The sequence below is a fragment of the Salicibibacter halophilus genome (genome assembly GCF_006740705.1).
Taxonomy (GTDB): domain Bacteria; phylum Bacillota; class Bacilli; order Bacillales; family Marinococcaceae; genus Salicibibacter; species Salicibibacter halophilus.
In genome coordinates this window covers 1,356,238-1,373,842 of sequence record NZ_CP035485.1, presented here as the reverse complement: position 1 = coordinate 1,373,842, position 17,605 = coordinate 1,356,238, and the positions used below count along the sequence as shown (strand labels likewise).

The window sequence follows — 17,605 nt, the reverse complement described above, 5'->3', positions numbered from 1 at the left end:
GAAGACGACAACCCGTGACTTTATGAAACACCGTATTGGGAGGCGACACTATGGAAGCATTTGGAGAATATTTAGCGCGTATTGATCACGCGGAACATCGGGAACGAATGGAAAAAGTTTTAGCTTGGGTGATGGAAAAATTTCCAAAGTTGGAACCGAAAATTGCGTGGAATCAGCCGATGTTTACCGATCACGGCACATTTATTATCGGCTTTAGCATAGCCAAACATCATCTGGCAGCTTCGCCTGAAAGAGAAGGAATCATTCAATTTTCCGATGAGATTATGCAGGCAGGCTATAGCCACAGCAAAATGTTGGTTCGTTTCCCTTGGGATCGTCCGGTTGATTTTTCATTACTCGAGAAAATGATCGAATTTAATATATTAGATAAGGAAGAGTATTCAACCTTTTGGCGGAAATAGATTGAACGAGATAGACCATAGTGTGTTAAGGTGTTTCAGTTGGAAAAAGGAAGGGTTACTGTGAAGATAACATTGGCAGATACATCTGATGCAAAATTAATTCATCACGTAATGATTAGGGCATTCATGGAATATAAAGATGAAGAACCTCCTTCAAGCGCCTTAGAAGAGACAGTAGAATCAATATCAGCAGCCGTAAATGATGGCGAGCAATCCTTCATTAGTTATGTCGATACTGAGCCAGTAGGTATGGTTCGTTTTCGCTTAAAAGAAAATGGTGTTTATTTTTACAGGCTGTCTGTCATCCCAGAGAAACAGGGTCAGGGTATTGCGACAAAAATATTAAAGTCATTGGAGGACTATGCAAAGCAAAACCGGAAAACCACAGTGCTTTGCAAAGTTCGTATGGACGCGTCTAAAAATATAAAACTATATAATTCATTAGGTTATAGCATCTATAAAGAAGAGGTGGTAAATAAATCAAATGGGGTAAATATAAAAGTTGTCTCAATGATGAAGCAATTGCAATAGGTTGCTTATACCAGAATGCCAACATTTATTTGTCTTTATGATGGGGTGAAGATCATGAATTGGGTTCCAGCGCTTTTTCAATTCATTTACATGGCCGCTACCGTAGCTTTCGCAGTCGGTCTCGGTATATTAATCATGCAATGCATCATATTTATGCACCGAAAAAATAAACAATTAAAAGAATAATAAGTGATGCTCGCAAGAGCTCAATCGTTGGAAAAGACCCGTTCTAAACACATATCACGAATAATGATTGTGTAATTTCAAGATTATCTGTTTAAGTAGGGTTTGCTGAAATGAAAAAATGCTTTCTGTTGCAAGGGGTCTCCCCTGATGTGTAGAAAGAGAAATGCAAGGAAAAATGGCCGCTCCCGGCTAAACCTCTGCACCTTATGATCAACATGCGAGGGATGGCGCTGCAATGGCGAAGACTCCAGCGGAAAAACGGACGAGCCAAGACCCCGCAGCGCTGATCTTGCGCGAGGAGGCTTGGCCGTGCGTCCGCGGAAAGCGAAGCCATGGAAGCGACATCCCGCCCTTGCGATCAAGTTGTTCAGCAGCCTCTAAGTATTGCAGGTTAATACAAACGATAAAAGGAAATTTGTGATATAATTTCAAAAGATCATCTATGTTGGTGGTGAACAGTATGGAAAGAGTTCAATCAACTAAGGAACTTATGGAGTACATCTCGAAAATGAATCGTGAAAATTCGGTTGGCCAGTTTTTTATCCCTGGCAAAGGAAGATTCACACTTGTTCTTCAAGAAGAAGACGAGCAATCTATAAGCGCGGATGTAGTGGCCAATCCAGCACTTGATGAAATGATTACAGAAAGCAAACAACAATATCAACAAGGACTAGGTTACTCTACGTCAGAACTTTTAGAATCGCTTACTTCCAGGGACTTTGAGTCATGACGAATCGTAACATCATATGGCCTCCCACAGTAAAAAAGAAACTTCTTCAATATAGAAGCGAACATTTCACCCCAGAAGAAACACTTGACTTTATCTCCCAGGTCATTTTAGAGATAGAGGATACACTTAAAGACCCTATCCTTGGTCAAACGTATAAAGAGGAAACTGGCCTTTATAAAGGGATATCACGTATGGTCATTAAAAAGTTCAGAGTATACTTTGAACGTTGGGTGACGATGTTGTCATTATCGCCATTTTGTTTCCTGGTGAAAAATGAACATAATTTTCATACAGGTGTTCCTCCACTTGCAGGCGATCTCCTAACAAGTGTTTTCTAAGCATTGGAGGGGGTCTCCTTTTGATGGGTTTAGGGTAGCCAACAAAGAAAAGGATTTATTCTTCAAACGAGGCACCAAAACCACATAAGACTTACATCACTTTTTTTCTGAGAGGAGAGCCGACAAAAATGCTAGAAATTAATGACTTTTGGTTTACAGTGACTCAAATTGATAACAATTCTTTTGCTATTAGTGAATATGGAGATTGGGAGAAGGTTCATTCATTTTTATTAATTGGTGAAGAGAAGGCAGCATTAATTGATACAGGACTTGGAATTGATAACATTAAAAGGATAACAGACCAACTGACAAGTTTACCAATCATTTGTATTAACGACACATGTTCATTGGGACCACATTGGAAGTCATGGTGAGTTTGAAAATTTATATGTACATAAAGAGAAAGAGGACTGGCTCATTAATGGAATTAAAAAGCTTCCAATCGAGCAAATCAGAAGAGATGTAAGTCGGGATATTACAATACCTACGCCAGAAACATTTGATCCATATACATATAAACCTTTCCAAGGACAGCCTACTGGTTTGTTAAATGATGGCGATGAAATAGAAATTGGGGATCGGAAATTAATTATATACCATACCCCAGGTTATTCGCCCGGTCATATATCAATTTACGATGATAGCGAAGGGTATTTATTTACCGGAGATTTGTTTTATGATAAGACTCCAATTTATGCGTTTTTCCCAACAACGAATCCTGTTAATTTGGTGGAACCTCTAGAAAAAATATCAAATATACCGAATGTAACTATGATTTATGGGAGCCATAATACACTAGGTCTTTCTCCAGACATATTAGATGAAATAAAAAAAGCAGTTAAAAAATTAAGAGAAAAAGAGCTTGTGCGTTTTGGAACTGGGATTCATAAATTTAATGGGTTTAGTGTTCAGTTTTAAATACACTTATGCCATTAAAGAAGCGCGATTATTTAACAAAACAGTGCCAGATTGGCTATTATGATGAATAAAGCATGTCTTTTAAGCAAAGTTGATGTCAAAGGAGATATTGAAAATGCCATGGTCAGATATAAGTTTATTAACATTCATACTCATACTGATGGTATGGTGTTTTAGGTTAATGCGCAAAAACAGCACCTTAAAACGAGAAAATGACAGGCTTTTAAAGGTAACTGGGGCATATGTGGATATGGAAAGCGAGGCAAAGAAAATATTAAGAACTTCAACAGAAGTAAAGACCGTTAAAACACTGAGAGAGAGATATGATTTATCCATGATCGATGCCAAAAAAATCGTGGACTCAGTAAAATAGCCTCAATTTCCCAAACGAGGCGCATTAGCGGAATAAATATTGTTCTCGTTATTGGCTTATCAGGCGATTTTTAGGAATAAGGGGAGGGAGTTGATGACGCTTAAATATTATTTGATTACAGCTGGAAAAGCATTTGCTTTATCAGTCATCGTCTTAATCTTATTTATAGGTATAAGTTACTTTTTTAATCTAAATATCCCTATGATGCCTGTCATTACAACAATGATACTTTTCATAGTTATTGCCCCGGTGCTTCAAAAAAATGCTGAGAAGTATAAAAACAAAGAAACACAATCTAAAAGGGAAATGATTTTAAAATATGTTATCTTTTGGATCTTTATAGCTGTGATTTTGGCTTTAATTTTATTCTTTCTCTAGTTCCAATTTGTTGATTGACTGTTTTGGCTTACTGCAGAAACGAAGCGCAATTCTGGAATAACAGGGGATGTACGCTCTCCTAAAGAATAGACCTTTTAATAAGTTGAAAGGGTGCTTTATCATGGATGTTATAAGGGATAGAAGTAATAGTTTTAACTTAGACGAATTTCTACAGAAACCTTTGTTTGCTCATCTTTCAACAGTAACAAAGGATAATCACCCGAGAGAATCACCAGTATGGTTTTACTGGGAAAATGAATGTATCTGGATTATCGGAACATCATCAGATAGCTTTCCAGGAAGGATAAAGGAAAACGCTGAATGTGCCATTGGGATCATCGATTTTGAACATACCACAGGAAAAGTTTTTCATGCAGGGTTTAGGGGTTATGCTACAATAGAACCTTTTGATAAAGGAATTGCTGAACGACTACTTTCACGTTATCTCGGCTCTGAAGAAGAGAGTTGGGATTCTAGGTTTAGAGATTTAGACGATAGCAATATTTTGGTTCGTTTTGTTCCAGAGACGGTTGTGGTGCGTGATCAATCCTATGTTCCAAATATTTGATTAACATTCTTAAACAAAGGTGACATTGGAATTTTATTATAAAGGATGGGATATAACATGCAGTCATATCAAAATATTTTAGTCGGGATTGATGTTCATGGTCCAGAGTGGGATAAGCCTTTTGATCAAGCATGTATATATGCGTTAAATCATGACGCCACCTTGCATATTGCTACAGTTTTAAATACAAAGACATACACCACTGAAGAGCGTTTTGATCCAAAATTAAAAGAACTAAAACAGCATGCGCATGAAATGCTTGATAATTACAAGCAAAAGGCAAAGGATAAAGGTGTCTATCAAGTTAATGTGATTTTCGATACCGGCTCCCCAAAAACACGGATCACCCGTCACTTAGCACAAAAGCATGACATTGATCTCATTGTTGTGGGGGCTAATCTGGCAAACAAAGCGGAGAAGTTCGTCTTGGGAAGTGTGGCTGATGGGATCGTCCGAGAAGCGCGATGTGACGTTGTTACGGTAAAGTGAATGCCTTTCGTTTGCGGTTCACCATCCAAGCTAAAAACAAGTACCTACTTCAAGAAAAGAAGCGCAATTCTGGAATAACAAGGAATGCGCTCTCCTAAAGAATAGGGCTATTTAAAGGCGTAAATTAGTATTAAATGATGGAGGGATGTCTTTGAAAAAGTAGTCCGAAAGGTATTCCGATTATTAGAAACTTCCGATAGATAACATTTGCACTAAGATACTTTAGATTGCTACGTGATCGAACATATAAGACACCTATGTGAAGGCCATTATAAGGTAAATCAACGCGCCTGTGATCAGGTATATTCATTGGCACCGGTGCCATGGCTCTGATCGATGAAAGCATTTTCCACCAGTTGCTGCAGTGGCACCATTTTTTTACTTTGACACGTTTTAGTTCGGTATTTTTCTGATACTGTTGAATTCATTTGCGTTATTCGCATTAGTGACTGGAATATTTTTATTTGCGGACGCCACCCGTAAACACAGTTCCTCATTATACAGATGGATTGCAGGTATTTTCATCGGTCTCGGTTCTTTCCAATTATTCGACGGCATGGTCAGCCACAAAGTGTTGCAGGTTCACCAAATTTGATAAGGGGTGGACATTCTGCCTTATGATATTGCCTGGAATGCGCTACCCCTTTTCTGTATGGGAGGCGGAAGAATCAACGTAAAAACCGCCGAACTATTGTTTATCCGGCGGCCGAAACATTCAAGGGAATTACCACTTATTGTAAGTCACTGTGCCACTAACTTCGCTGCCACTTGTGGAAACAATATCCCCATAATATGTTCCGGGTGCTAGGTAGTAAAAGTAGTTATGGTCTCCAACGTACTCGTCGAACCCTTTATATTCTGTACAATTACCGTTGGAACTGCATAAACGCGCTTGTAGATTAGTAGCATCACCCGGCACGTCAACATTGATGGTAGCATTGAACGTATTTGAATTTTGAATAGTTCCATCCCAAACACCGTCACCTGTGGTGAAATCAAATTCGGAGCTAAAGGGAGGGTCAATATGAGCCGACGCGGTTGAGGAGAATCCGAACGACGCCATAACGAAAACGATGGCCAGCATTAATGCTGGAAGAACCTTTTTATACAATAATATCACCCCCTAACAATAATTATTTAACAATAAATTCCAAAAAATTACAATAGGAAGATAAAAAATTAAATAAATGTGAAGAATGGAACTAAGACTTTAATAAGGTGGGCGAGAAAATGAAACAAGGCGCATAAGTGCTCGTCTTTAAAAAGTTACACTGTTTAACCCCCTGTGCATAGGATAGTTCCAAAGGGGATTTTTAGCGGTAAGTGAACTTGCAATTTGGCATGAAACATGATTAAATTTAAGTAATTGCTTAAATAATTAAATGGAGAGATAAGCAGGTGAATACCTTGCTCAACAACAATGTCTATAAAGCACTGTCCGATGAGAATCGAAGAAAAATATTGGATCTTCTTCTTGAAGGTGATCAGACTGCAGGTGAAATTGCTGAACATTTTGAGATGAGTAAAGCAGGGATTTCACAACATCTCAATGTGTTAAAAAACGCCCAGCTTGTATATTCAGATAAGCAAGGTCAGTATGTTTACTACTCACTTAATACGACAGTATTTCAAGATGTCTTAAAGTGGATGATGCGATTTAGAAAGGAGGATGTATGATGTACTTGATTCTGATGTGGTTATCTTTTGCAGCTGCCTTATTAACAGGATTTACTACTATATGGCGACAACAGATGGACTGAATGCTTTCCTTCATCCCTTTGTTATGCTTTTGATCATTGGGAGTGCCGTCTTAATACCGCGAACGGGAAAGCGAGTTTCTTATTTTCAACGTTATACGCAGGGACTGTATGCCATACTCTTGTCGGTGACCCTTATTGTGCTAATTGTTCATATTGCAACCCTCATATTTCATATGGGTTACGCGATTAATTTGCTTTTAATTGTTCCTGTTTCCGTCGGTGCAGTATTCATGGTCATGGGGAATTATTTGCAACGTTTTAAATTGCCAAATGACGTAAGTTACTCGCGGGTTTGGAACCAAAAGCTTCGTCCATTTGCCAGAATATTTGTTATTGGAGGGGCAATGATGATCTTGGCCGTATTTTTACCAGCGATGATGTTGTTGTTTTTCATCATATTGACAGTAATGATCTCTATCCTGGTCATTAGTCTCTTCAGTGGAACAAAATCAGCGTGAAAATGTTAAACCTATGCCTATACACAACTTTGACACACAATGATGTACTTTTGCGACAAAAAAAGTGTTAAAATATACGAGGATTATTCCAAAGTTTACAATGAGATGATTAAGGTTTACATTAATATAGAATTCTCTATTAGAAATAAGGTTGTGTTAATCATGGCTAAATCCACACCTTCAAATCCGGTAAGGATTCTTCAAAGAGCTAAAAAGGAAACACTGCCAAAAGCACATAAACAACTTGAGTTTTGGAAAAATGAAGGTCAGAAAATAAGAGATAAAGAAATTCGTGAACAAGCGGTATGGACGGTAAGTGATAAAACGTTCCATTGTGAAGGTGGAAGTATTTTAGCCTTATTGGCCGGAGATAATCAAGATCCATACATTCAATTTATGGTTGGCTATCAATCCATTTGTGATTATCTGGATACCCTTTGCGATAAAAATGATTCACATAATCCCGATGACTTTCGTGCTTTGCACCAAGCGTTATTGGACAGCTTGGAGCCGCACGGCCAGATCGGCGATTATTATCAATACAGACCAAACTTTGACGATGATGGCTACCTTGAAAAAATGGTCACTCGTTGCAGGGAAGCGATTGTTAAGTTCCCGGGTTTTTCTTCTGTGAAAGAGGATATGAAAGAAGTATCCCAATACTATATTGATTTTCAAGTGTACAAACACGTGGAAGAAGATCAGCGTGAAGGTTTATTGTACAACTATTACGTGGAAAACCAGGATTTGGTTCCGGGCATGCGCTGGTATGAGTTTTCTTGTGCGGTTGCTTCAACGCTCGCTTTGTATTGCCTCGCGGCATATGCAGCAGAAGGCCCAATAACAAAAGAAGATTCTACACGAATCAAAGAAGCCTATTTCCCGTGGATGCAAGGGTTGCATATTATGCTTGATTATTTCATTGATCAAGAAGAAGACCTTCAAGAAAATGAAATGAATTTTGTTGCGTACTACGAAAGTAAAAATGATATGCTTGACCGATTTAAATATATCGATCATGAAGCGACAAAAAGACTCAAAGGATTGCCCGATGAAAAATTTCATCTCATGATAAAAAAAGGTCTATACGCCCTTTATTTATCCGATGGCAAGGTTAGAGAAAATGAAGCGTATAAAAAAGATGCGAAAGAGATCATCAAACTTGGCGGAAAACAAGCATCCTTCTTTTTCCAAAACCTTTGGATGTTTAAAAGAACCGTTTAGCATATGGGCGCTGAAAAGCGTCTATTTTTTACGTTGAGAAGAGGGGGCGAATTCATGAAACAAGTACTGTTGCTGGCGTTAATTTTAGGAATGCTTTTTGGGTGCGGACTTCAAGAATCGGATTCTGAACAAGAGCATGGGGGTTCAAACGCGGCGTCTGAGGTTTCAGGATATGTGGTGGAAGAAGAGGATGAGCGAATTCTCGTGGTTGATACAGAATCAAGCTCAACGGCAAGTGGGGGAGAACATTACGATGCCGTTTGGTTGTCCGGTTTTTCCGAGGATGTTGACCTAGGGGAAAAGGTAAATGCCGGGTATGGGGATGCCATGGAACCCTATCCGGGGAAACATCGGATGTCGCTTATATCGAAGTAAAGGATGAAAAACATCCAGAAGGGGCTGAGCTTTCAGAAGCAGAAGTGTTACGTGAGATATTGCCGGCCGATGAGCTTGACGTTCCTGTTATCAAAACGTTGGAACATGATGAGGAAGCAGGTAAATGGACGATTGAAATGGCAGACGGCGTTGATCTTATGGTAGCAGATATGGATGCAGAGGTTATTGAATTTGAAATCGATGATGCCTGAAGGAGCTCAAAAAACGGGCACTTTCCTATTTAAGGAAAAGCGCCCGGTCAAGAAAGCTTATTCGAGCGTTTCAAGTCCCATCGCTTCAAGCATTAAGTTCGGTACATCCGTGTTATCAATGGTTCCATTGAATGTTTCATTGTGTGCTCCGTAAACGTATAGTGGAATATCGATGGCTGTGTGGTCCGTGGACGTCCAGCTTACACCGGCGCGTTCACTTAAAAGGCTGTTGATCTCCAACGCGAGGTCATCGCTTTCCCTTAATTGTTGAAGGTCTCCCTCCCTCCATTCAATATTCGTGTTCTCTGTCAACACTTCTTCCAGGTTGGACCAATCATGGTCGACTTCTTCTGCCATATCGGCACCAAGAGCTGTTACATCATGAAGGAGGGAGGGGGTGGCTTCTTCTGACGTATGAACACCCATGCCCCCGGTGTCATGGTCGCTGGCAATGACAACCAAAGTCTCCCCATCTTCGTCTGCAAAGTCTACCGCTGATTCAACCGCTTCTTCAAAAGCTTCCGTTTCACTCATGGCATAAGCTGCATCATTGTCATGGCCTGCCCAATCAATTTGACTCCCTTCTACCATTAAAAAGAACCCGTCTTCCTCTTCAGAGAGAAAATCGAGGGAAAAATCAGTCATCTCTTCGATCGTGGGCTCGGTTGTGCTTGTTTCCATTGCAGGGGTGAGTGCATCATCCGCGAATAATCCAATAACACGGTCGGCTTCTTCTGTTTGATGCTCCATATCCCTTTTAGACTCTAGATAGCGAAAACCATGCTCCTTCGCTTCGGAGATGTAATTTTTACTGTCTTCCCGAATGCCTCCCTCGTCCTGCGGTAAAAACTCAGCGCGTCCGCCTCCCATAAGAAGATCGACATTTTCATTCTCAATCATCTGCGGGGCAATTTCGGTATAGTCATTTCGATCTTCTATGTTGGCAGCAAAAGCCGCCGGGGTTGCATGGTTAATCGTGGAAGTTGCAACGAGTCCGGTGCGTTTCCCTGCATCACTTGCAACATCGAGTATAGATTCCAATTCTGTCCCATCCGGGGCGAGACCGAGCATCCCATTGTTCGTCTTTGTCCCCGTGGCCAAGGCCGTTCCCGCTGCCGCCGAGTCCGTGATTGCTTCGTCAGCAGATGACGTTGTGACATGCCCTTGCAACATGTCAAGCTCGTCCCATATGGGAAGGCCATCCTCTTTGTAATCCCGGTAATTATTGGCATACCCCTGTGAATAACCATCCGGAATCATGAAAATCACATTGTTCACGGTGTCATCTTCATAAGATTCGGAAGTTGCAGGGCCTTCTGATGCGTAAACAGCTTGCAAAGTAAAGGCCGACAGTGCACATGCAGATAGTCCCGCGAAGATACGCTTTCCCGTTTTCAAACCAATCCCTCCCTGAAAAATAAGTACACATTTAGCTTACCAGGGAGATGTTAAGCCTATATAAAGGTAATGTAGAAATAATATAAAAATTTGTAAATGAACGGTGAAAATTCCACATATTAAACAAGAGGGAGGCCCGTCGGATTGGCTCGTTTCTTAATGGTACGTGTACATGACCGATTCATGGACCCCGCTCGACCGTTCATACCGGAAGAGGGGCGCCATGAAAGCCCCATGGCGCCTGAAACTGATCACTTCTTCAAGTTTCGGACACCATGAGCTTCATGGCGACGTTGAGACCTTGTCTTTTCCCGTTTCAGGCATCATGAAGTATATCCTATACCCGAAACACATCGCGCAATGCCCCGGCAGCTTGTTCGATCGCTTCCGTTCCTTTTGATATAAACGCGTCCATGCTTACGAAGCCGTGAATCATTCCGTCGTAGCATGTGTGCACAACGTCCACGCCTGCTTTTTCCAGCTCGTCGGCATACATTTTTCCTTCATCCCGCAAAGGGTCGAATTCGGCCGTAATCACGAGGGCCGGCGGCAAACCGCTTAAATCTTCTGCTTTTAACGGAACGGCGTAAGGGTTTTGCAGTTCTTCAAATGTATGAAAATATTTTCCGGCAAACCAAGTCATCATGGCTGTTGTTAAAAAATATCCCTCGCCATTCTCTCGTTCTGATTCAGTGGGAATGCCTGCGCCCGTGGATGGATAGAAAAGAACCTGATAGGAGAGGGCAGGTCTCCCTTTTTCTTTCGCAATCATTGTTGTAACCGTCGCTAAATTTCCGCCCGCGCTGTCGCCGCCCACAGCAATATGGTCTGTGTCCACATGTATGTCTGCTCCGTTTTTGGCGATCCACTCAGCTGCAGCATACGCATCTTCCACAGCTTTCGGAAACTTATGTTCAGGCGCCAGCCGGTAGTCCACGGAAATGACAATACATTGCGCAAGGTTTGCCAAGGATCGGCATAAGGGATCGTGGGTCTCAATGCTGCCGACTACCCATCCGCCTCCATGATAGAAAATGAATGCCGGATGGGAGCCATCATGAAAGGGGTTGTAGATACGAATAGGAATGTCGCCATTCGGACCGGGGATGGTGCGGTCTTCGACGTTTTCAACAACCTGTGGTTGCGCCGTGTCGCTTAGTTTTTCAAAAGAAGCCCGTGCTTCCTCGAGCGGCAATGTTTCCAATGACGGCCCTTGAGACAAAAAATCCAAAATCGTTTTTGCTTGCGGATCAAGCGGCATGGGAACATCCTCCTTCAAATGATATCGCTTACCCTTATCATAAGGAAGGAATGAAGGGACGGCAATCCCCCTATTTGTCGGATTCTCCGCCATTTCTATTTCTCAGCCATTGCAACGCTTCGTCACGATTTTTGAGGCTGTCATCCATCCAAAGGTTTTCTGCTTGTAACAAAAACCGCTTGTATTGCGGCCCGGGGACCATATGCAGCTTTCGTAAATCTTCTCCGGAAAGCAACGAAGGCATGCGGCGCCGTTTATCGCGGTATCGCTTGATTGCAGTGCTCTTTTTTTGATGGAAAACTTTCATATATATTTCAAAAATAACCAGGCTCGTCTCTTCGACGTCATGGACGTTTTCATGAAGAGTGCCGAGCGAAGTAAATGCTGTGTCATCTAGGGTTTGTAAACGCTCGAAAGTGTTCAACAATTGTTTTTCGGCTCTCGTCAATGCAAAACGGGTGAGGTGTTGCAACTTTCCGTTAAACGCAAATAACGGCAGGATGCGTGAAAAGGTGTACAAGTTTTCCGGTAAGGATTGATCATCCTCCAGGATGGAAATCATCTCTCTGGTTTGCCGGGACCACTCGGCAAATGGAATAAACGCCCCCAAAAGGGTCAAAGCGTCCAATCGTTTGAATGTCCTTGCCGCTGTTACTTCGGAAAACAACCGTAGAAGCTCCGCTTTAATGCGGTCCGCGGATAAGCGGGAGATAGCGGATGGAGCCAATTCGGCAAATCTTTCCGTATCCGCGGCAAGGGTGTAGGAAAATTTCAACTCAAAACGGATGGCGCGTAAAATTCTCGTCGGGTCCTCGATAAAACTAAGATTATGGAGGACACGTATTTGCCCCTCTTGCAAATCTTTTTCCCCGCCAAACGGATCGATAAGCGTCCCAAACGCATCTTCATTGAGCTGAATGGCCATCGCGTTAAAAGTGAAATCCCTGCGATAAAGGTCTTCGCGCAAATTTGAAAACCTGACATTCGGCAAGGCGGCAGGTGCATCATAATATTCCGCCCGGGCCGAGGCAACATCAACGTGCTGTCCGTTATTGAGGATTATTTTTGCAGTCTTAAAGTCGTTGTGGGTATACAATTCTCCATCCAATTGATCGGCAGCCGTGTCGGCAAAAGCGATGCCGTCGCCTTCGATCACAATGTCCATATCTTCATTTTCACGCTTTAGCAACAGATCTCTGACGATGCCGCCGATAAGATAGGCTTGAACCCCTTTTTGATCGGCAATATGGCCGATCGTTTTCAACAAATCAAAATGATCCGCAGGCAGGGCATGGGTCATGTTGTCCGTTAAATTGCGTTTTTCTTTCTTTTTTGTTTCATAGTGTTTATCGTGCAGAAGTTGTAAAAGATCAGAGCGTGAAATGATGCCGATCAGTTCATTGTTGGCCAGCACCGGCAATCGTCCGATATCGTGCGTGATCATCCGTTTTTGGACTTCTTCGGAAGTCGTGTTCGCTTCACATGTAATGACATGTTCATTCATGTGCCCTTTGACCGGAGCGTGCCCGAGCCCGTGATGGAGCGCTTTGTCCACATCACGGCGGGAGATCATCCCGACCAATTTGCCGTTTATTTGAACCGGAAATCCGGAATGGCCGTACCGCCGGATCTCGGCTCGGACTTCTTCAGTAGACGTATCGGGAGTCACTGTTTTTACCGGTTGGCTCATCATTTGTTTTGCAACGAGGGCAGGCGTGACCGCCTCGGAAAGGTGGGCATGGAGTTTAGCGGTTACCTCCGCTTGCCCCTCGTCCTTGATTGTCGCGGCCGCTGCTTGGGGGTGGCCTCCGCCGTCGATGGCAGCCAAGGCCTTCGAGACGTCCACGCGCGGATGCTCGCTTCTTGCGGTGACGAAAATCGTATTTTTCATTTCCGTAACAGCGATGCATGCATCTGCCTCCGCCAAATCAAGCCACTTTTCAACGATGAGGTTCAGTCGGTCAATGAAAGCGTCGGCGGAAAACGTTCCAATCATAATGGAAACGCCGTCAACGTCGTGGACTTCTCCTTGCTGAAGAAGCTGCAAAAGCAGGGCTTTCTGTTCCTCGGAAAAGGAAGTATCGGAAAAACGATTGACGACATCAAGAGCGATCCCTTGTTTGAATAAAAAAAGCAGGGCGCGTACGTCGCGGCTTGTCGTATGTTCGTGCGTAAAAGAGCCGGTATCCGTGTACAAACCAAGCGCGAATAACGTCCGCTCCCAATCGGTGAGGATGATTTCGCTCGTTTGAATGCGTTCAAGCAAAATCGTAATTGTGGCGCCGACCGCTGCTGTTTCTCCGGGGTAGGGGAGGTCAAAGCTTTCCGGGTGGTGGTCATAGACCGTGATGCTCGCGGGAGGAACCTCTTGAAATTTATTGCTTGCCCGGACCGGATCATATGTATCGACTAAGATCAGTTTCTCGATCCCTTCCGATGATATTTGATTTTCGTTGATATACGGGAATTGGTCGCGGTAGATGGCCAAATATTGTTTCACATTCGGGCTCACTTTTGCCGGCAATAAAATACTCGCATCGGGATGGAGTTTTTTCGCGGCAACGAGAGAGGCGAGGGCGTCAAAATCCGTGTTTTTATGGGCAGCGATAATTTTCATATTTCCTCCTCGGCTTGTCATACGTATAAAGACCGGTAACACCAATGGATAAATCTCTCGTTCTCACACCCGGAAAGGGGGAGATCACGATTGTCGTTCGAGCATCTATAGCGACCATCGGTATTCTTATTGCTGCAATCGGAGCGATTGGGTTAATTGGCTATTTAAATTTAACTGTATCCGGATATAGCATGTACGACTATTGGCATTTCATTATTTTACGTCCCGAATTGTATTTTTTGGTAGGCGGATTGCTGCTGGCGGCCCTCAGTTTCCTTCGCATGCCCCGGAAAACAAAAAAACAAATCAAAAAGGATAGCGTGGAATAAAATACCTCAACTCAGACTATACTGTAGGTACGATTTCTCGTAGGAAGGGGGCTTACTGATGGCCCGAATTCGTGATGTATGGGTCAATTGGTTTGAAGGCGAAGAGAATGGATACAATATTTGTCCGTTTCATGAATGGCGAAGTGAAGACCGAATAGAAGTACTTGACATAGCTGAGGTTGTAAAGGTAACCGAGCGATTATATGAACGGCTGGAAAATAGTCTGGAGGCGCTGCCTCGAGAATTACTCGATGCGATTTATCGAAAAAGTGCGCTTCGCAAAAATATGTCCAAGCTTCCGCTCGATTATTGTTTTATTGCAACAACCGGAACAGCCACGTTGGTTGTGGATACACTTGGATATGAAACGCCGATTCGAAAAAGCCGCTTGACACCCCGGCAGGAAAAACTGGCGATTGAGGCGATCGAACAGTCCGAAGAACCTGCTTGCGGGGAAGAAGGCGAGCCGATCGAAAAGGAGTATCATATCCTGTCTCCGCATCCGAATTATATGTACGGGTTAACACGTAAAGAACGACAACTAAAACAGCTACTGTTTATGATTATCGACCAATTGGACGTGTCCGGTCAAGAGGCGGAAATCCGTTATTGGTACACAGAGTGGGCCCCTGCCAAATACATGGAAATTCAAATGATGAGCGGGGAAGAAGCATTGCGAAAGCTGTACGAGGAAGTGAGTGAAGGCTGGAGCGATGCTCATTATCACTTATGCGAGGCGATGGCAAAGGGGCAGCCATTCTTTGAAAAAATATGGGATATGCAGCATGAAAGCGAAATGCATAAATAATGGATGATAGCCACAAACTATTCCCTCATTTACACTTTCTCTTTCCTCATTTATAATAAGGACGAGATATGGAGTAAGGAGGGACAACATGGACGGATTAGTTTACACAATCATGCAAGTTGCCACTGTCCTGCTTATAGTCGGATCAATCACCGTTCCTGTTTTTATTGGACGAATCTGGCGCAAACAAGGGAAAGAATATTAATCAGGTGAGCACTGAACCCGGCGTGGAGGGACAGTGCTTTTTTTGTAGATAAGAAAGTATAAATCAACTTTCTTACCTACATAAGTGCAACTAAGGCTTTCGGAGCGACCGAGCATAGGTCGTGTCATTTAACAGGTGGAACCCCTGTTTGATAAGGCTCTAACCAAGCCATCAATAGCGAGTCTTGGACTCAACGGAGTAATCCATTGGGTTAAGCGTAGACAGTTAGGTCGTAGGCCTGAAAGTGATTGAGCCTCGTAAATAGTTAAAACGGGGAGGTTGACGGTGTCGAAAGACCGGAAAACGACACTCCGTATGTCATTATCGGTGAGATATACGGAGCTCCCTCGGGGTCGGAGAGCCAGGCATGCGATACAATGATGACACGAGAACTCGGGAGATCCTGTTTGTTCTTTCTTCAGTCGAAGGGAGTATGGTTGACCAAGCGATACAAAGCGAGGAAACCAGACGACAGCAGGAAGTCGGATGACCGCGTAGTACCGATGACGTCGGGTAACGCCGAAAGAGGGAAGGCAAGTGTCACGCCGACATCACCTTAACAAGGGACACATTCCCTACACACGGAGGTAGGAACACGGAATGGAAACAAAACTTGCTAGGATAGCAGAATTAGCTAAGCACAACCCAGCTATGACATTCACATCTCTTGCGCACCTGCTGAATCCTGAATACCTTATGCAATGCCATCACCAACTCCCTAACCGTAAGGCAGCTGGTGTAAAGGGAACAACCAAGATAACGTACGAGCAAAATCTTGAGGAAAATATCGAAGACTTAGTGTCTAGAATGAAACAGAAGAGCTATCGGCCCAGCCCAGCTAAGCGGGTCTATATTCCAAAGGATGAAAAGGGAAAGAAGAGACCCCTGGGGATTCCTGAACACGAAGATAAAATTGTTCAGAAAGGGATGGCGCCCATTTTGAACGCCATCTATGAGAATGATTTTCTGGATTGTTCATTTGGATTTCGTCCCCAGCGTAATTGTCATGATGCATTGAAGGTATTAAATGGGTATATAGAGAGAAGATATGTGAATTACATCGTGGATGTGGATATCAAAGGTTTCTTTGATCATGTTGACCACAAGTGGATGATGGCATTTCTGAAAGAACGTATTGGAGACCCGAGCTTTCTCCGAATCATTGCCCGTTTCCTCAAGGGCGGATACATGGAGCAAGCGAAACATTATAAGACGGAGAGCGGAACGCCGCAGGGAAACCTGATATCGCCGATACTAGCGAATGTGTATCTGCACTATGTTTTGGACCTGTGGTTTGAACAGCATGTGAAGAAAAGAATCAAAGGGCAGGCATATCTTGTGCGATACGCAGATGACTTTGTCTGCTGCTTTCAGTATCATGAAGATGCGCATGCATTCTACGATGCACTCAAGTTGAGGTTGAACAAATTTAACCTGGAAGTGGCGGAAGATAAAACGCAAATTATTCCGTTTGGGAGGTTCGCTGCGGAGAATCATAAAAAGGCGGGGAAAGGGAACCCGCCAACGTTTGATTTTCTTGGTTTCACCCATTATTGCGGCAAAAGCAAGAAAGGCAAATTTCGTGTGAAACGCAAAACAAGCAAGAAGAAAATAGCCTCCAAGCTCAAACAAACGAACCAATGGCTGAAAGCTCACCGTCATCTGGCTATGAAGGACATTGTCCGTAGACTAAACCGTTCTCTGAATGGTTATTACAACTACTACTGTATCACAGACAACGTAACCGCAGTGGTGAGGTTCCGGGATGCGGTCATCCAACAATTTTTCAAATGGATGAACCGGAGAAGCCAACGAAAGTCGTTCGGTTGGGAGAAGTTTCAGTTATTTCTTATTAAGTTTCCCTTACCGAAACCAAGGGCCAAGGTGAACATCTATGAACGAAGGAACCATATTAGCTATATTTTGTGAAAGATGTTGGTGAGGAGCCGTGTGCGTTAATTGCGCCCGCACGGATCTGTGAGGGGGGAGGAGCACAATCCATACAAAAGGTGAGGCTCCCTCCTA

The 17,605-nt window shown here is 43.1% G+C and carries 24 protein-coding genes and 1 pseudogene; 20 read left to right on the top strand and 5 right to left on the bottom strand.

Features of this window, described 5'->3' with window-relative positions:
- Positions 1-50: 50 nt before the first annotated feature.
- From EPH95_RS06715 to EPH95_RS06670, 11 genes and pseudogenes are all read left to right on the top strand, one after another.
- Positions 51-422: an iron chaperone gene (locus EPH95_RS06715; protein ID WP_142088456.1), complete on the top strand. Its 372-nt coding sequence runs from the start codon at positions 51-53 to the stop codon at positions 420-422.
- Positions 423-452: 30 nt separating this feature from the next.
- Complete coding sequence (locus tag EPH95_RS06710) at positions 453-953, top strand: GNAT family N-acetyltransferase (protein ID WP_319592826.1); 501 nt, start codon at positions 453-455, stop codon at positions 951-953.
- Between the two features lie 54 nt (positions 954-1,007).
- Positions 1,008-1,139, top strand: coding sequence for a hypothetical protein (locus EPH95_RS19460; protein ID WP_264372001.1), 132 nt, complete (start codon positions 1,008-1,010; stop codon positions 1,137-1,139).
- A gap of 235 nt (positions 1,140-1,374) precedes the next feature.
- The gene (locus tag EPH95_RS06705) at positions 1,375-1,560 is read left to right on the top strand and encodes a hypothetical protein (protein WP_142088452.1); all 186 of its coding nucleotides are present in this window, start codon (positions 1,375-1,377) and stop codon (positions 1,558-1,560) included.
- 69 nt (positions 1,561-1,629) lie between these two features.
- Positions 1,630-1,869 carry a hypothetical protein gene (locus tag EPH95_RS06700; RefSeq protein ID WP_319592825.1) on the top strand — a complete coding sequence of 80 codons (240 nt, stop codon included), beginning with the start codon at positions 1,630-1,632 and terminating at the stop codon, positions 1,867-1,869.
- Entirely contained in the window at positions 1,866-2,207 is a 342-nt protein-coding gene (locus tag EPH95_RS06695; protein ID WP_227004080.1) for a hypothetical protein, read from the top strand. The genes EPH95_RS06700 and EPH95_RS06695 overlap by 4 nt, the downstream gene beginning before the upstream one ends.
- Positions 2,208-2,335: 128 nt before the next feature.
- Positions 2,336-3,125: pseudogene (locus tag EPH95_RS06690) on the top strand (MBL fold metallo-hydrolase).
- 115 nt (positions 3,126-3,240) lie between these two features.
- Entirely contained in the window at positions 3,241-3,498 is a 258-nt protein-coding gene (locus EPH95_RS06685; RefSeq protein WP_142088448.1) for a hypothetical protein, read from the top strand.
- A 93-nt stretch (positions 3,499-3,591) separates the two neighbouring features.
- Positions 3,592-3,876, top strand: a complete 285-nt coding sequence (locus tag EPH95_RS06680) for a hypothetical protein (RefSeq protein WP_142088446.1) — start codon at positions 3,592-3,594, stop codon at positions 3,874-3,876.
- A gap of 121 nt (positions 3,877-3,997) precedes the next feature.
- Complete coding sequence (locus tag EPH95_RS06675) at positions 3,998-4,444, top strand: pyridoxamine 5'-phosphate oxidase family protein (protein ID WP_142088444.1); 447 nt, start codon at positions 3,998-4,000, stop codon at positions 4,442-4,444.
- A 57-nt stretch (positions 4,445-4,501) separates the two neighbouring features.
- Positions 4,502-4,933: a universal stress protein gene (locus EPH95_RS06670; RefSeq protein WP_160141663.1), complete on the top strand. Its 432-nt coding sequence runs from the start codon at positions 4,502-4,504 to the stop codon at positions 4,931-4,933.
- Between the two features lie 296 nt (positions 4,934-5,229).
- On the opposite strand, the gene EPH95_RS19910 is transcribed toward EPH95_RS06670, so the two are convergent.
- A complete protein-coding gene (locus tag EPH95_RS19910) occupies positions 5,230-5,361 on the bottom strand; it encodes a hypothetical protein (RefSeq protein ID WP_264372000.1) in 132 nt (43 codons plus the stop codon).
- 17 nt (positions 5,362-5,378) lie between these two features.
- Here EPH95_RS19910 and EPH95_RS19450 point away from each other — a divergent pair, with 17 nt between their 5' ends.
- Entirely contained in the window at positions 5,379-5,528 is a 150-nt protein-coding gene (locus EPH95_RS19450) for a DUF2243 domain-containing protein (protein ID WP_264371999.1), read from the top strand.
- Between the two features lie 129 nt (positions 5,529-5,657).
- On the opposite strand, the gene EPH95_RS06660 is transcribed toward EPH95_RS19450, so the two are convergent.
- Positions 5,658-6,044 (bottom strand): hypothetical protein, encoded by a 387-nt coding sequence (locus EPH95_RS06660; protein WP_142088440.1) that lies wholly within the window; start codon positions 6,042-6,044, stop codon positions 5,658-5,660.
- A 296-nt stretch (positions 6,045-6,340) separates the two neighbouring features.
- On the opposite strand from EPH95_RS06660, the gene EPH95_RS06655 reads away from it, so the two are divergent.
- From EPH95_RS06655 to EPH95_RS18725, 5 genes are all read left to right on the top strand, one after another.
- A complete protein-coding gene (locus EPH95_RS06655) occupies positions 6,341-6,610 on the top strand; it encodes an autorepressor SdpR family transcription factor (RefSeq protein WP_142091519.1) in 270 nt (89 codons plus the stop codon).
- 61 nt (positions 6,611-6,671) lie between these two features.
- Entirely contained in the window at positions 6,672-7,151 is a 480-nt protein-coding gene (locus EPH95_RS06650) for an SdpI family protein (protein WP_142088438.1), read from the top strand.
- 162 nt (positions 7,152-7,313) lie between these two features.
- Entirely contained in the window at positions 7,314-8,375 is a 1,062-nt protein-coding gene (locus EPH95_RS06645) for a tetraprenyl-beta-curcumene synthase family protein (protein ID WP_142088436.1), read from the top strand.
- Between the two features lie 54 nt (positions 8,376-8,429).
- Positions 8,430-8,750, top strand: coding sequence for a DUF3221 domain-containing protein (locus tag EPH95_RS06640; protein WP_142088434.1), 321 nt, complete (start codon positions 8,430-8,432; stop codon positions 8,748-8,750).
- 44 nt (positions 8,751-8,794) lie between these two features.
- Positions 8,795-8,962 carry a hypothetical protein gene (locus EPH95_RS18725; protein ID WP_160141662.1) on the top strand — a complete coding sequence of 56 codons (168 nt, stop codon included), beginning with the start codon at positions 8,795-8,797 and terminating at the stop codon, positions 8,960-8,962.
- 57 nt (positions 8,963-9,019) lie between these two features.
- Here EPH95_RS18725 and EPH95_RS06635 read toward each other — a convergent pair whose 3' ends face one another.
- From EPH95_RS06635 to EPH95_RS06625, 3 genes are all read right to left on the bottom strand, one after another.
- Positions 9,020-10,360 (bottom strand): alkaline phosphatase, encoded by a 1,341-nt coding sequence (locus tag EPH95_RS06635; protein ID WP_142088432.1) that lies wholly within the window; start codon positions 10,358-10,360, stop codon positions 9,020-9,022.
- A 337-nt stretch (positions 10,361-10,697) separates the two neighbouring features.
- On the bottom strand, positions 10,698-11,621 hold the full coding sequence (locus EPH95_RS06630; RefSeq protein ID WP_142088429.1) for an alpha/beta hydrolase: 924 nt from the start codon (positions 11,619-11,621) through the stop codon (positions 10,698-10,700).
- Between the two features lie 70 nt (positions 11,622-11,691).
- Positions 11,692-14,238: a CBS domain-containing protein gene (locus EPH95_RS06625; RefSeq protein ID WP_160141661.1), complete on the bottom strand. Its 2,547-nt coding sequence runs from the start codon at positions 14,236-14,238 to the stop codon at positions 11,692-11,694.
- 44 nt (positions 14,239-14,282) lie between these two features.
- Here EPH95_RS06625 and EPH95_RS06620 point away from each other — a divergent pair, with 44 nt between their 5' ends.
- The 3 genes from EPH95_RS06620 (at position 14,283) to ltrA (ending at position 17,509) form a co-directional block, all read left to right on the top strand.
- Positions 14,283-14,567: a YuzI family membrane protein gene (locus EPH95_RS06620; RefSeq protein ID WP_142088423.1), complete on the top strand. Its 285-nt coding sequence runs from the start codon at positions 14,283-14,285 to the stop codon at positions 14,565-14,567.
- Positions 14,568-14,625: 58 nt separating this feature from the next.
- Positions 14,626-15,375, top strand: a complete 750-nt coding sequence (locus EPH95_RS06615; protein WP_142088421.1) for a DUF3603 family protein — start codon at positions 14,626-14,628, stop codon at positions 15,373-15,375.
- An 805-nt stretch (positions 15,376-16,180) separates the two neighbouring features.
- Complete coding sequence (gene ltrA, locus EPH95_RS06610) at positions 16,181-17,509, top strand: group II intron reverse transcriptase/maturase (RefSeq protein WP_142086757.1); 1,329 nt, start codon at positions 16,181-16,183, stop codon at positions 17,507-17,509.
- The last annotated feature ends 96 nt before the right edge of the window (positions 17,510-17,605 follow it).